The following is a 12,943-nucleotide window of genomic DNA, read 5'->3' on the forward strand; positions in this document are numbered from 1 at the left end:
TGGCGAAAACCTTAAGGATTGTGGAAAACCCATGCATCGCCTCACTCACCTGCTGCCCTTCCTCACCTGGCTGCCGCGCCAATCGGGCCGCAGCCTGCGCCAGGACCTGCTGGTGGGCCTGAGCGGTGCCATCCTCGCCCTGCCACAATCCATCGCCTACGCCCTGATCGCCGGCCTGCCCGCCGAATACGGCCTGTACGCCGCCATCGTGCCGGTGCTGATCGCCTGCCTGTGGGGCTCGTCCTGGCACCTTATCTGTGGCCCGACCGCCGCCATTTCCATCGTTCTCTATGCCAGCATCAGCCCGCTGGCCGTGGCCGGCAGCGCAGACTACGTAACCCTGGTGCTGTTGCTGACCTTCCTCGGCGGCCTCTTCCAGTTGCTGCTTGGGCTTTTGCGCTTCGGCGCGCTGGTCAACTTCGTCTCCCATTCCGTGGTGCTTGGTTTCACCCTGGGCGCGGCTATCGTCATTGCCCTGGGCCAGTTGCCCAACCTGCTGGGCATGGACCTGCCCAGCCAGGCCACTGCGCTGAAAACCGCGCAGGGCCTGGCCAGCCACGCTGGTGAAGTAGACCTGCCCTCCTTGGTGCTGGGCCTGGCCACCGTGGCGATCGGCGTAGCCTTCAAGCTCTGGCGCCCACGCTGGCCGAGCCTGTTGATCAGCCTGATTCTGGTCAGCTTGCTGGCCTGGTCGCTGCCCGGCTTGTTTGGCCATGTACCGCGAGTGCCAGCATTCACCGGCCAACTGCCACCGTTCAGCCCGCTACCCTTGCTGGATGTAGAACTGGTTCTGCGGCTACTGCCCAGCGCCGTGGCGGTGGGCATGCTCGGGCTGGTCACCAGCCTGTCGATTGCGCGCTCGTTGTCGGCACGCTCGGAGCAGTTGATCAACGCTGATCAGGAAATCCGCGCCCAGGGCCTGTCGAACATCATCGGGGCATTCTTCTCCGGTTATCTGTCTTCCGGCTCCTTCACCCGCTCCGGGTTGAGCTTCGACGCTGGCGCCCGCTCCCCCCTGGCCGGGGTGTTCTCAGCGCTGTGGGTGGCGGTGTTTGCCGTTGCCGGGGCCGGGTTGATTGCACATCTGCCGATTCCGGCCATGGCCGGCAGCATTCTGTTGATCTGCTGGGGGTTGGTGGACCACCGCGCGATTCGCGCGCTGTTCCGGGTCAGCCGTTCGGAATTCCTGGTCATGGCACTGACAGCGGCGGCGACGTTGTTGCTGGAGCTACAAACCGCAATCTATGCCGGGGTGTTGGCATCGCTGTTCTTCTATCTGAAGCGCACGTCACGGCCAAGGGTGCAGCAAAGTCGTGAAGGGGAGGCGGACGTACTGCGGGTAGGTGGGTCGATTTTCTTTGGTGCAGCGCCTTACCTGCAGGTGCGCTTGCAGCGCTGCCAGGGGCCGCACGTGGTGATCGATGCACGGCAGGTGAACTTTATCGACTATTCCGGTGTGGACATGTTGCACCGCGAGGCGCGGCGGTTGCGACGGGCAGGGGGAAGCCTGACCTTGCATCGGGCCAGGCCGCAGGTGATCGAGGAACTGCAGAAGCTGGAAGGGGCGGCGTTGTGCCCGATCCGGTTTGAGGAGTGATGGCAGAGATATTGGGACTGCTTTGCAGCCCCGGCAATCTCAACCGCGAGCCAGCTGCCGGCGCAACTCAGCCAATACTGGCGCCGTATCCGGTCGCACCCCACGCCAGATAAAGAATGCCTCAGCCGCTTGCTCAGCCAGCATCCCCAAGCCGTCCAGCACCTTGGCTGCCCCCAGCTTCTTGGCCCACTGGCAAAACGGCGTCGGCTCCTTGCCATACATCATGTCGTAACAAACCGTCCGCCCCGCCTCGACCAGACTGTCGGCAATCGGCGGCAACTCCCCGGCCAGGCTCGCCGAGGTAGCGTTGATGATCACATCCACTGGTTCCTGTAACCAGGCAAACCCGCTGGCCACCACCGGCCCCAGTTCATCGAACTCACGCGCCAGCTGCTCGGCCTTTTCCACGGTGCGGTTGGCAATTACCAGCGACTGCGGCTTGTGCGCCAGGATCGGCTCCAGCACGCCGCGCACGGCGCCACCGGCACCGAGGATCAGGATGCGTTTGCCTGCCAGCTCGACCCCGGCATTCACCGTCAGGTCGCGCACCAGGCCCGCGCCATCGGTGTTGTCGCCCTGCAACGTACCGTCGGCCAGCTTGCTCAGCGTGTTCACTGCGCCGGCGCGCTGGGCGCGCGGGGTCAGGCTGTCACACAGGCGGTAGGCCTCTTCCTTGAACGGCACGGTGACATTGGCGCCGCTGCCTTGCTTGAAAAAGCCGCGCGCACAGTCGCTGAACTCGTCCAGTGGCGCCAGCAGAGTTGCGTATTCCAGGTCCTCACCGGTCTGTTCGGCAAACAGGCGGTGGATCAGCGGCGACTTGCTGTGGCCGATGGGGTTACCGAAAACGACGTACTGGTCCATGGCGATTCCTTGGTTGTGCACAGGCTTACTGGCCGAGCCAGTCGCGGTCCTGCAGGAAGTATTCGGTCAGGCGTGCTTCTTCGCTGCCGGGCGCGGCCTTCCAGTCGTAGCCCCAGCGCACCTGCGGTGGCAGCGACATGAGAATGGACTCGGTACGCCCGCCCGATTGCAGGCCGAACAGGGTGCCACGGTCGTACACCAGGTTGAACTCCACATAGCGGCCACGGCGGTATTCCTGAAACTCGCGCTGTTGCGGGGTGTACGGCGTGTCCTTGCGGCGCTGGACGATCGGCAGGTAGGCATTGACGTAGGCATCGCCAATGGCGCGCATGAAGGCGAAGCAGGTATCGAAGTCCCATTCGTTCAGGTCATCGAAGAACAGACCGCCAATACCGCGTGGCTCGCCACGGTGCTTGAGGTGGAAGTAACGGTCGCACCAGGCCTTGTAGCGTGGGTACACGTCGGCACCGAACGGCGCGCAGGCCTGCTCGGCCACGCGGTGCCAGTGGATACAGTCTTCCTCGTTGCCGTAATAGGGCGTCAGGTCGAAACCACCACCGAACCACCACACAGCTTCTTCGCCTTCCTTTTCGGCAATGAAGAAGCGCACGTTGGCGTGCGAGGTGGGCACATGCGGGTTGTGCGGGTGGATTACCAATGACACGCCCAGGGCCTCGAAGCCACGACCCGCCAACTCGGGGCGGTGGGCACTGGCCGACGGCGGCAGGCCGGCACCAAATACATGAGAGAAGTTGACCCCACCTTTCTCGATCACCTTGCCGCCGCCGATCACCCGTGTGCGGCCCCCACCACCGGCTTCGCGCACCCAGGCGTCCTCGACGAAGCAGGCACCGCCGTCTTCTGTTTCGAGGGCAGAGCAGATGCGGTCTTGCAGATCGAGCAGATAGGCTTTCACGGCCTCGGTGCGGCTAGTCATCGGGTCACCAGAAACGGGCAGGGAACAATTCGCCGCGTAGCATACCACCGCCAGCGCGCGTGCCGCAGTTGACGGCGATCAAGCAAAGGCGTCCGATAGAAGGCCTTTCCCGATCCCGACTACAGGAGTGCGAGATGGCCAAGCGTATCCAGTTCAGCCAGCATGGCGGCCCGGAAGTGCTGCAGTTTGTGGAATTCGAACCCGCTCCGCCCGGCCCGCAGCAGGTGCGTGTGCGTAACCATGCAATCGGACTCAACTTCATTGATACCTACTACCGCAGCGGGCTGTATGCGCCGCCATCCCTGCCTTCGGGGCTGGGTACCGAGGCGGCGGGGGTGGTCGAAGCTGTAGGCGAGGGCGTGACCCGCCTGAAGGTCGGCGACCGCGTCGCCCATGCCGGTGGCCCGCTGGGTGCGTACAGCGAAGTGCATACGCTGCCGGAGGCCAACCTGGTCAAGTTACCGGATAACATCAGCTTTGAGCAGGCGGCCGCGGTGATGCTCAAGGGCCTGACCGTGCAATATCTGTTGAAACAGACCTACGCGGTGAAGCCAGGCGACGTGATCCTGTTCCACGCAGCGGCCGGCGGCGTGGGTTCGTTGGCGTGCCAGTGGGCCAAGGCGCTGGGTGCCAAGCTGATCGGCACCGTCAGTTCTGCCGAGAAGGCCGAACGGGCCAAGGCGCTGGGAGCGTGGGCGACCATCGACTACAGCCGTGAAGATGTGGCCAAGCGGGTGCTGGAACTGACCGACGGCAAGAAATGCCCGGTGGTGTATGACGGTGTGGGTGCCGACACCTGGCTGACTTCGCTGGACTGCCTGCAGCCGCGTGGGTTGATGGTCAGCTTTGGCAATGCCTCGGGCGCGGTGAGCGGGGTGAACCTGGGGATTCTGGCGCAGAAGGGTTCGCTTTACGTGACCCGGCCGACCCTGGCGAGCTATGCCAACAATGCCGAGAACACACAGGCCATGGCCGATGACCTGTTTGCGATGATTGGCAGTGGGAAGCTGGTTGTGGATATTCAGCAGCGGTATCCGCTGAGCGAGGCGGCCAAGGCACAGGCGGAGCTGTCGGCGCGGCGGACTGTGGGGTCTACGGTATTGTTGCCTTGAATGGTTGGGAACGCGTTAGGGCGACGATGTGTACGCCTTGAGGTTTTCAGCGCCTGTGAGACCGAGCGCCGCCCACGCGGCGCATCGCGGATAAATCCGCTCCCACATTTGTTGCAACGTGGCCATGCCTGTGAGGCCATGGTTGTCAGCCTTGTTGGCATGACGGGATTTTTGGGTGGGCATTGGTGCCGCCTCGCATGCCTGAGACATGCCCCAAGGCAGGCAACCATGGCCTGACAGGTTCGGCACGTTGCAACAAATGTAGGAGCGGATTTATCCGCGATGCGCCGCGCGGGCGGCGCTCGATCTCACAGGCGCTGCGTCTATCAGCCCGGACGCACAACCTCGCCAGTTGCCAGGTTACGAATCACGCTCGGGTTCTTCCGCCCACCCAACGCGCCACCCAGCACCAGGTCCAACTGGCCATGGAAATACTGCTCCACCCGCAACCGGGTCTTCGCCGCCGGACGCCCGCCAGGGTTGCACGAGGTGGAAATCAGCGGGCCCACCAACGCACATAGTTCACGCACCACCGGATGGTCACTGACCCGCAGCGCCACCGTGTCATGCTGCCCGGTCACCCACTCTGGCAGCAGGTCCTGGTGCGGCACCAGCCAGGTGTTCGGCCCCGGCCAGGTGCTGCCCATGCGGTCGATCCAGTCTTCCGGGAAATCCTCGAACAAGAAGTCGAACTGGCGGATGTTGTCGGCCACCAGGATCAGCCCTTTATCCACAGGCCGCGACTTCAGCGCCAGCAGGCGATATACCGCGTCCTCGTTCCACGGATCGCAGCCCAGGCCCCAGACCGCTTCCGTCGGGTAGGCGATCACTGCGCCGGCCCGGATCTCACGTGCGGCTTGTTGCACTCGAAAACTGCTCACCATTTCTGTCACTCCACCTATGAAACTTGCTTGCGAGCAGTGTACTTAGCCCGCGCGGGCAAACCAACGCCCGGCTTCATTGCTGACCCGGCCTTCCAGTTCAAGTTCGGTTAGCTGCGCCAGCACATCGGCCAGCGGTTGCTCGCTGCAGTGGGCCAGGCTTTCGCTGGTCTGTGGTGCAGCATGCAGTAGGGCGAGCAGTGGATGGCCAAACTCGTCCACCACCGCTGGCGGCAGATTGTGCCAGCCCTGCAGGCTTTCCAGGATCTGCTCCACACTTTCCACCAATAGTGCGCCGTCACGGATCAACTGGTGGCAGCCCTTGGCCCCTGGGTGGTGAATGGATCCCGGTATGGCATACACCTCGCGACCTTGCTCGGCGGCCAAGCGTGCAGTGATCAACGAACCACTGGCCAGACCTGCCTCGACCACCAGCACACCCAGCGACAAGCCGCTGATGATGCGATTGCGCCGTGGGAAGTTTCCCGGCAGGGGTCCGGCGTCCAGCGGGTACTCGGAAACCAACGTGCTGCCATTATCGATCATCGCCTGCGCCAGAGCCTGGTGGCGCTGTGGATAAAGTTTTTGCAACCCCGTGCCCAGCACCCCGATCGTGCTGCCTCCAGCCTGCAACGCGGCCCGATGAGCGGCGCCATCTATACCCACGGCCAGCCCGCTGGTAATGGTGAAACCGGCTTGTGCCAAATAACGGGAAAACGCACCGGCATTGTCGATTGCCGGCGGTGAAGCACGCCTGCTACCCACAATCGCAAGCTGTGGGCGTTCGAGCAAAGCCGGGTCACCAGCGACGAAAAGCAGCGGCGGCGCATCGTCGATCTCGGCCAGTAGCGGCGGGTAGCCAGGGCCGTCCCACATCAGTAAATGCTGGCCCGGGCGCTCTAGCCAGGCCATTGCGGCCAATGCGCCTTCGCGTACGTCGGCACTGCGCCTGGCATCGATGGTGGCCTGCGGTATGCCCAATGCACGCCAGGCGCCGGCCGGGGCACACAGGGCCGACGAGGCACTGCCAAACGCTTCGAGCAAGCTGCGAAAGCGCCGCAGGCCAGTATCAGGTAGGCGGTGCAGGCGCAACCGCGCCTCCAGCTCTGCAGGTGGAAGAGGCGACGAATGGTAATTTGCCATGGAGATCATCCTTGATCGAAATGGGGCCATCGGCGTGGCACAAGCTGTGGATAACTTTGTTGATAACGCTTTGACAACCTGTCCATCGAATGGGCTATAAGCTGGCCCTGAAAACCCTAGCCGAGCTTTGCCAGGTGCTGAAATCCCCGTTTCCCTTTATTATGTGTGCTCAGTTTTCAACCGAACGCACAGTGACTGCCTGACCTTATGGCCATCTTGAACATCCTCGAATTCCCGGACCCGCGCCTGCGCACCATCGCCAAACCGGTGACGGAGTTCGACGACGCCCTGCGTCAGCTGATCGACGACATGTTTGAAACCATGTACGAAGCCCCCGGCATCGGCCTGGCCGCCACCCAGGTCAACGTGCACAAGCAGGTCGTGGTCATGGACCTCAGCGAAGACCGCAGCGAGCCGCGCGTCTTCATCAACCCGACTGTCGAAGAGCTGACCCATGACATGGGCCAGTACCAGGAAGGTTGCCTGTCGGTGCCGGGCTTCTACGAGAATGTCGACCGCCCGTTGCGTGTGCGGGTAAAGGCCCAGGACCGCGACGGCAAGCCGTACGAGCTGGAATGCGAAGGCCTGCTGGCGGTGTGCGTGCAGCACGAATTCGATCACCTCAACGGCAAACTGTTCGTCGATTACCTGTCGCAGCTCAAGCGTGACCGGATCAAGAAGAAGCTGGAAAAGCAGCACCGCCAGCAAGCCTGATCCCTACCTTCCAGAAGGCTTGCTCCGGCAAGCCTTTTTCTTTTTGAAGCGAGAACTCCATGCGCATCGTCTTTGCAGGCACTCCAGAGTTTGCCGCCGAACACCTCAAGGCCCTGCTCGACAGCCCGTACGAGATCGTGGCCGTCTACACCCAGCCCGACCGCCCCGCCGGCCGTGGCCAGAAGCTCATGCCGAGCGCGGTCAAGGCACTGGCTGTTGCCCATGACATTCCGGTGTTCCAGCCGCCGTCGCTGCGCAACGCCGAAGCCCAGGCCGAACTGGCCGCATTGAAGCCAGACCTGATGGTGGTGGTGGCCTATGGCCTGATCCTGCCGCAGGCAGTGTTGGATATCCCGCGCCTGGGTTGCATCAACAGCCACGCCTCGCTGCTGCCACGCTGGCGCGGTGCCGCACCGATCCAGCGCGCCGTGGAAGCCGGCGATGCCGAGAGTGGTGTAACCGTCATGCGCATGGAGGCAGGCCTGGACACCGGCCCGATGCTGCTCAAGGTGGTCACCCCGATCAGTGCCGACGACACCGGGGGCAGCCTGCATGACCGCCTCGCCGAAATGGGCCCGCACGCTGTGGTACAGGCAATTGCCGGCCTGGCCGAAGGGTCGCTGCAGGGAGAAGTGCAGGACGATGCCCTGGCCACCTATGCGCACAAGCTGAACAAGGACGAAGCCCGTATCGACTGGAGCCGACCTGCCGTCGAGCTGGAGCGCCTGATCCGTGCTTTCAACCCATGGCCGGTTTGCCACAGCACCCTCGATGGGGAAAGTGTAAAGGTGCTGGCTGCCAGCCTGACCACCGCCCAGGGCGCGCCGGGCGAAATCCTGTCGGCGAGCAAGGACGGCCTGGTAGTTGCCTGCGGTGACCAGGCGCTGAGCCTCACCCGCCTGCAACTGCCCGGCGGCAAGGCACTGAACTTCAGCGACCTGTTCAACAGCCGCCGCGAGAAATTCGCCAGCGGCAAGGTGCTGGGCCTATGAACCCACGCCTCGCCGCCGCCCGCGCCCTGGCCGCTGTACTCAGCGGCAAGGCATCGCTGAACAGCTCGCTGCCGGCGCAGCTGGACAAGGTCGACGAACGCGACCGTGGCTTGACCCAGGATCTCGCTTTCGGCACCGCACGCTGGCAGCCGCGCCTCGACCTGCTGGCCGCACAATTGCTGCAAAAGCCGTTCAAAGCCGCCGACGCCGATGTCCAGGCGCTGTTGCTGGTCGGCCTGTACCAGCTGTTCTACACCCGTATTCCGGAGCACGCCGCCATCGGCGAAACCGTGGGCTGTGCCGACAAGCTGAAGAAACCTTGGGCCAAGGGCCTGCTCAATGCCGTGCTACGTCGCGCCCAACGCGAAGGCGAGGCATTGCTTGCGGGCATGGAGCGCGACCCGGTGGTGCGCACCGCCCATCCGCGCTGGCTGCAAAAATCGTTGAAAGCCTTCTGGCCGGAGCAGTGGGAGGCCATCTGCGCCGCCAACAACGCTCATCCGCCCATGATTCTGCGGGTCAACCGCCGACACCACAGCCGCGACGCCTACCTGGCACTGTTGGCCGGGGCGGGCGTTGGCGCCAGCGCCTGCCAGTACAGCCGTGACGGCATCGTGCTGGCCGAAGCCTGCGATGTGCGTAACCTGCCGGGCTTTGCCGAAGGCTGGGTAAGCGTGCAGGACGAAGCCGCACAGCTGTCCGCCGACCTGCTGGAACTGGCCCCAGGCCAGCGCGTGCTGGATGCCTGCTGCGCACCGGGCGGCAAGACCTGCCACCTGCTGGAGGCCGAAGCCGGCCTGGCCCAGGTGGTGGCCATCGACCTCGAAGCCAAGCGCCTGGCCCGGGTGCGCGAGAACCTCGACCGCCTCCAGCTTGACGCCGAGCTGATCGCCTGCGACGCCCGCGACACCGCCAGCTGGTGGGATGGCAAGCCGTTCCAGCGCATCCTGCTCGATGCGCCGTGCTCGGCCACCGGCGTGATCCGCCGTCACCCGGACATCAAGCTGACCCGCCAGGCCGACGACATCCCCGCCTTGGCCACGCTGCAAGGCGAGCTGCTCGATGCCCTTTGGCCGACCCTGGAGGTTGGCGGCATGCTGCTGTACGCCACCTGCTCCAGCCTGCCGACCGAGAACACCGAAGTGATCGACGCCTTCCTCGCCCGCACCCCTGGCGCCCGGGAGCTGGACCTGGCCACCGAGGCCGGCCTGCGTCAGCCCCATGGCCGCCAGCTGCTGGCCCAGGAGGGCGGCCACGATGGCTTCTACTATGCCAAGCTGATAAAGATCGCCGCTTCGCGCGGATAAGAACACAAGGTAGGGAGTAGCGGATGAAGATCATCATCCTCGGGGCAGGTCAGGTAGGCGGAACGCTGGCAGAGCACCTGGCGAGCGAAGCCAATGACATTACCGTGGTCGATACCGACGGTGACCGCCTGCGCGACCTGGGCGACCGCCTGGATATCCGCACTGTGCAGGGCCGCGGCTCGCTACCCACGGTGCTACGCCAGGCCGGTGCCGACGATGCCGACATGCTGGTGGCAGTGACCAACAGCGACGAAACCAACATGGTCGCCTGCCAGGTGGCCTATTCACTGTTCCACACCCCGACCAAGATCGCCCGGGTGCGCGAATCGGCCTACCTCACCCGCGAAGAGCTGTTCGACAACGACCATATTCCGGTCGACGTGCTGATCAGCCCGGAACAGGTGGTGACCAACTACATCAAGCGCCTGATCGAACAACCCGGCTCGCTGCAGGTGATCGACTTTGCCGAAGGCAAGGCCCAGCTGGTGGCGGTGAAGGCCTACTATGGCGGCCCGCTGGTTGGCCAACAACTGCGCCAGATCCGTGCCCACATGCCGAATGTCGACACCCGCGTGGCGGCCATCTTCCGCCGCGATCGCCCCATCACGCCACGGGGTGACACGGTGATCGAAGCCGACGACGAAGTGTTCTTCATCGCCGCGAAGAAGGACATCCGCGCAGTAATGGGCGAGCTGCGCCGCATCGACGAGACCAACAAGCGCGTGGTCATCGCCGGTGGCGGGCAGATTGGCGAGCGCCTGGCCGAGGCCATCGAAAGCCGTTATCAGGTAAAGATCATCGAGATGAGCCCGGCCCGTTGCCGGTACCTTTCCGACACCCTGGAAAGCACTGTGGTGCTGCAGGGCAGTGCCTCGGACAAGGACCTCATGCTCGAGGAAAACATCGCCGACGCCGACATCTTCCTGGCCCTGACCAACGATGACGAAGCCAACATCATGTCGTCGCTGCTGGCCAAGCGCCTGGGTGCGCGCAAGGTGATGACCATCATCAACAACCCGGCCTATGTCGACCTGGTGCAGGGCGGCGAGATCGACATCGCCATCAGCCCGCAGCTGGCCACCATCGGCACCCTGCTGGCGCATGTGCGCCGGGGCGACATCGTCAGCGTGCACTCGCTGCGCCGCGGTGCGGCCGAGGCCATCGAGGCGGTCGCGCACGGGGATTCGAAGTCGAGCAAGGTGGTCGGCAAGGCCATCGAAGACATCACCCTGCCGCCGGGCACCACCATCGGCGCGATCATTCGCGACGAAGAGGTGATCATCGCCCACGACGACACGCGAATCGAATCGGGCGACCATGTGATCCTGTTCGTTGTGGATAAAAAGCATATCCGGGATGTGGAGAAGCTGTTCCACGTCGGCTTGAGTTTCTTCTAGGAAAACAGGGCATGCGCGAATCGCTGGAGAAGATGCTGGCCAAGGGTGTGGATAACCCGTTGCTGAGGTTTGGCCTGGGCAAGGCTTGGCTGGACGAAGGCAATGGCGCTGAAGCGGCCGTGCACCTGGCGCGGTGCGTGGAGCTGGACCCGAAATATTCGGCGGCGTGGAAGCTGTTGGGCAAGGCGTACCAGTTGCAGGGTGACCTGGCGGCGGCGCGCAAGGCCTGGGAAGAAGGGATCGTGGCGGCGCAGGCGCATGGCGACAAGCAGGCCGAGAAAGAGATGGCCGTGTTCCTGAAGAAGCTCAACAAGACATCAGGCTAACGCGGTCCCTGTGGGAGCGGGTTCACCCGCGAATGCGATGTTGGGCTCACCGACGCATTCGCGGGTAAACCCGCTCCCACAGGGTCCCTGCTACAGCAGGCAGAAGTGCATTCAGCCTGCTGGAAGAGCAGTGGATAACTCAGTACCAGCGCGCTTCGCCCGCCGGGCGTTTCTTGAAGCGCTTCATGCTCCACATGTACTGGCTCGGGTACTCGCGCACGTAACGCTCGACCACCTTGCTCATCGCCGCCGCCGACACTGTCACATCGGTGCTGTACATCTCCTCCGGCGCCGCTTCGAGGAACACCTTGAAGCCCGAACCATCCGGCAACCGCAGCGCATGCAGGAACACGCCCACCGCCTTGCCACCGGCCAGCATGTTCGGCACGAACTTGCTGGTCAGCGCCTGGGTGCCGAGGAACGGCACGAACACGCCTGCCGACTCCGCCGGTTCCGGGTCGGCAGGAATGCCCACCTGGCCGCCACGGCGTACTTCCTTGATCACACTGAGGATGCCTTCCTTGGTCGAAGGCGCCACCCGGTTGCCCATCTGCACCCGCTGCTCGCGCAGCAGGTCATCCACGGCCTTGAGCTTCGGCGGGCGGTAGAAGATGATCGGTTTGCACTGGTTGCAATAGAAGTGATTCAGCACTTCCCAGTTGCCCAGGTGGCTGGTGATGCCGACCACGCCCTTGCCTGAGGCCAGGGCCTGCTCCAGTACTTCCAGGCCATGCACTTCCTTGACCAGCGCCAGCGAGCGTTGCGGCGGCCAGATCCAGGCACAGGCACTTTCGACGAAGGATTTGCCGATATCTTTCAGCGCACGGCCGACCAGTTGCTCACGCTCGGTCGGATCCATCTCCGGGAAACACTTGGCCAGGTTGATGCGCACGACATTGCGCGAGCCATTGGGGATTTTCCACATCAGCCAACCGATACCCGCGCCGACGCGCTGCACAGCGCCCCAGGGCAGCTTGGCAAACAAGCGCAGCACCCCGACCATCAGGGCGCCCTTGAACTTTTCCACAGGCGAATTCCTTATTTCAGCAAGGTGCGCATTGTAACCCCTCAGCGCAACAACGCGGCGTAGCGATCGCAATCGGTGGTGTGGTCCATGACCATGCCGGTGGCCTGCATGAAGGCATAGCAGATGGTCGGGCCGACGAAGGTGAAGCCGGCCTTCTGCAGAGCCTTGCTCATGGCCTTGGCCTCCTCGGTCACCGCTGGCACCTCGCTGCGGCCTTTGAAATGGTTGATCTTAGGTTCCCCGCCGACGAACGACCAGAGCCATCGTGCAGGGTTATCCACAGCCAGCCAGGCCTGGGCATTGCGCCGGGCGGCCTTGAGCTTGAGGCGGTTGCGGATGATGCCGGCATCCAGCATCAGCGCTTCGATCCGCTCATCGCTCATGGCCGCCAGTTGCACGGGATCGAAGCCATGCAGCACCTCGCGATAACGTTCGCGTTTGCGCAAAACGGTGATCCAGGAAAGCCCGGCCTGGAACCCTTCGAGCAAAAGCATCTCGAACAGCAACGCCGGGTCACGCTGGGGCGTTCCCCACTCCTGGTCATGGTAGGCCTGGTACAACGGATCGTCGGTACACCAAAAGCAGCGTGGCATAAGGCTCCAATGAGTAGAGGGCGAGGCGAATCAGGTTATACTCCCGCTCTTTA

At 63.7% G+C, this 12,943-nt stretch carries 13 protein-coding genes; 7 read left to right on the forward strand and 6 right to left on the reverse strand.

The window, feature by feature from the left end; genetic code table 11:
- Positions 1-31: 31 nt before the first annotated feature.
- Positions 32-1,597, forward strand: coding sequence for a SulP family inorganic anion transporter (locus HU760_RS00645; protein ID WP_186671641.1), 1,566 nt, complete (start codon positions 32-34; stop codon positions 1,595-1,597).
- Between the two features lie 39 nt (positions 1,598-1,636).
- On the opposite strand, the gene aroE is transcribed toward HU760_RS00645, so the two are convergent.
- Both aroE and hemF read right to left on the reverse strand, forming a co-directional pair.
- On the reverse strand, positions 1,637-2,461 hold the full coding sequence (gene aroE, locus HU760_RS00650; protein ID WP_186671643.1) for a shikimate dehydrogenase: 825 nt from the start codon (positions 2,459-2,461) through the stop codon (positions 1,637-1,639).
- A gap of 25 nt (positions 2,462-2,486) precedes the next feature.
- The gene (gene hemF, locus HU760_RS00655; RefSeq protein WP_186671645.1) at positions 2,487-3,398 is read right to left on the reverse strand and encodes an oxygen-dependent coproporphyrinogen oxidase; all 912 of its coding nucleotides are present in this window, start codon (positions 3,396-3,398) and stop codon (positions 2,487-2,489) included.
- Between the two features lie 134 nt (positions 3,399-3,532).
- Here hemF and HU760_RS00660 point away from each other — a divergent pair, with 134 nt between their 5' ends.
- Positions 3,533-4,510, forward strand: coding sequence for an NADPH:quinone reductase (locus HU760_RS00660; protein WP_186671647.1), 978 nt, complete (start codon positions 3,533-3,535; stop codon positions 4,508-4,510).
- Positions 4,511-4,836: 326 nt separating this feature from the next.
- Here HU760_RS00660 and tsaC read toward each other — a convergent pair whose 3' ends face one another.
- Positions 4,837-5,394: an L-threonylcarbamoyladenylate synthase type 1 TsaC gene (gene tsaC, locus HU760_RS00665; RefSeq protein WP_015268440.1), complete on the reverse strand. Its 558-nt coding sequence runs from the start codon at positions 5,392-5,394 to the stop codon at positions 4,837-4,839.
- 42 nt (positions 5,395-5,436) lie between these two features.
- A complete protein-coding gene (gene dprA / locus HU760_RS00670; protein ID WP_186671649.1) occupies positions 5,437-6,534 on the reverse strand; it encodes a DNA-processing protein DprA in 1,098 nt (365 codons plus the stop codon).
- Between the two features lie 207 nt (positions 6,535-6,741).
- On the opposite strand from dprA, the gene def reads away from it, so the two are divergent.
- Genes def through HU760_RS00695 form a run of 5 tightly spaced genes read left to right on the forward strand, consistent with a single transcriptional unit; the run spans position 6,742 to position 11,270 of the window.
- Entirely contained in the window at positions 6,742-7,248 is a 507-nt protein-coding gene (gene def / locus HU760_RS00675; protein WP_051097836.1) for a peptide deformylase, read from the forward strand.
- A gap of 59 nt (positions 7,249-7,307) precedes the next feature.
- Positions 7,308-8,240, forward strand: coding sequence for a methionyl-tRNA formyltransferase (gene fmt, locus HU760_RS00680; RefSeq protein WP_186671651.1), 933 nt, complete (start codon positions 7,308-7,310; stop codon positions 8,238-8,240).
- Positions 8,237-9,547 (forward strand): 16S rRNA (cytosine(967)-C(5))-methyltransferase RsmB, encoded by a 1,311-nt coding sequence (gene rsmB, locus HU760_RS00685; RefSeq protein WP_186671653.1) that lies wholly within the window; start codon positions 8,237-8,239, stop codon positions 9,545-9,547. The genes fmt and rsmB overlap by 4 nt, the downstream gene beginning before the upstream one ends.
- Before the next feature lie 23 nt (positions 9,548-9,570).
- Entirely contained in the window at positions 9,571-10,944 is a 1,374-nt protein-coding gene (gene trkA / locus HU760_RS00690; protein ID WP_186671655.1) for a Trk system potassium transporter TrkA, read from the forward strand.
- 11 nt (positions 10,945-10,955) lie between these two features.
- Positions 10,956-11,270: a tetratricopeptide repeat protein gene (locus tag HU760_RS00695; protein WP_186671657.1), complete on the forward strand. Its 315-nt coding sequence runs from the start codon at positions 10,956-10,958 to the stop codon at positions 11,268-11,270.
- 139 nt (positions 11,271-11,409) lie between these two features.
- Here HU760_RS00695 and HU760_RS00700 read toward each other — a convergent pair whose 3' ends face one another.
- Together HU760_RS00700 and HU760_RS00705 are read right to left on the reverse strand one after the other, a co-directional pair.
- The gene (locus HU760_RS00700; protein ID WP_186671659.1) at positions 11,410-12,297 is read right to left on the reverse strand and encodes a lysophospholipid acyltransferase; all 888 of its coding nucleotides are present in this window, start codon (positions 12,295-12,297) and stop codon (positions 11,410-11,412) included.
- Between the two features lie 41 nt (positions 12,298-12,338).
- Complete coding sequence (locus HU760_RS00705; RefSeq protein ID WP_186671661.1) at positions 12,339-12,890, reverse strand: DNA-3-methyladenine glycosylase I; 552 nt, start codon at positions 12,888-12,890, stop codon at positions 12,339-12,341.
- Between the last annotated feature and the right edge of the window lie 53 nt (positions 12,891-12,943).

Source organism: Pseudomonas oryzicola, assembly GCF_014269185.2.
GTDB classification, from domain to species: Bacteria; Pseudomonadota; Gammaproteobacteria; order Pseudomonadales; family Pseudomonadaceae; genus Aquipseudomonas; species Aquipseudomonas oryzicola.

Bases quoted from the DNA above. Each gene is read 5' to 3' on its own strand.
- tsaC (WP_015268440.1), bottom strand. From the start codon at position 5,394: ATGGTGAGCAGTTTTCGAGTGCAACAAGCCGCACGTGAGATCCGGGCC.
- fmt (WP_186671651.1), top strand. From the start codon at position 7,308: ATGCGCATCGTCTTTGCAGGCACTCCAGAGTTTGCCGCCGAACACCTC.
- HU760_RS00660 (WP_186671647.1), top strand. From the start codon at position 3,533: ATGGCCAAGCGTATCCAGTTCAGCCAGCATGGCGGCCCGGAAGTGCTG.
- HU760_RS00705 (WP_186671661.1), bottom strand. From the start codon at position 12,890: ATGCCACGCTGCTTTTGGTGTACCGACGATCCGTTGTACCAGGCCTAC.
- HU760_RS00645 (WP_186671641.1), top strand. From the start codon at position 32: ATGCATCGCCTCACTCACCTGCTGCCCTTCCTCACCTGGCTGCCGCGC.
- trkA (WP_186671655.1), top strand. From the start codon at position 9,571: ATGAAGATCATCATCCTCGGGGCAGGTCAGGTAGGCGGAACGCTGGCA.
- rsmB (WP_186671653.1), top strand. From the start codon at position 8,237: ATGAACCCACGCCTCGCCGCCGCCCGCGCCCTGGCCGCTGTACTCAGC.
- def (WP_051097836.1), top strand. From the start codon at position 6,742: ATGGCCATCTTGAACATCCTCGAATTCCCGGACCCGCGCCTGCGCACC.
- aroE (WP_186671643.1), bottom strand. From the start codon at position 2,461: ATGGACCAGTACGTCGTTTTCGGTAACCCCATCGGCCACAGCAAGTCG.
- dprA (WP_186671649.1), bottom strand. From the start codon at position 6,534: ATGGCAAATTACCATTCGTCGCCTCTTCCACCTGCAGAGCTGGAGGCG.
- HU760_RS00695 (WP_186671657.1), top strand. From the start codon at position 10,956: ATGCGCGAATCGCTGGAGAAGATGCTGGCCAAGGGTGTGGATAACCCG.
- hemF (WP_186671645.1), bottom strand. From the start codon at position 3,398: ATGACTAGCCGCACCGAGGCCGTGAAAGCCTATCTGCTCGATCTGCAA.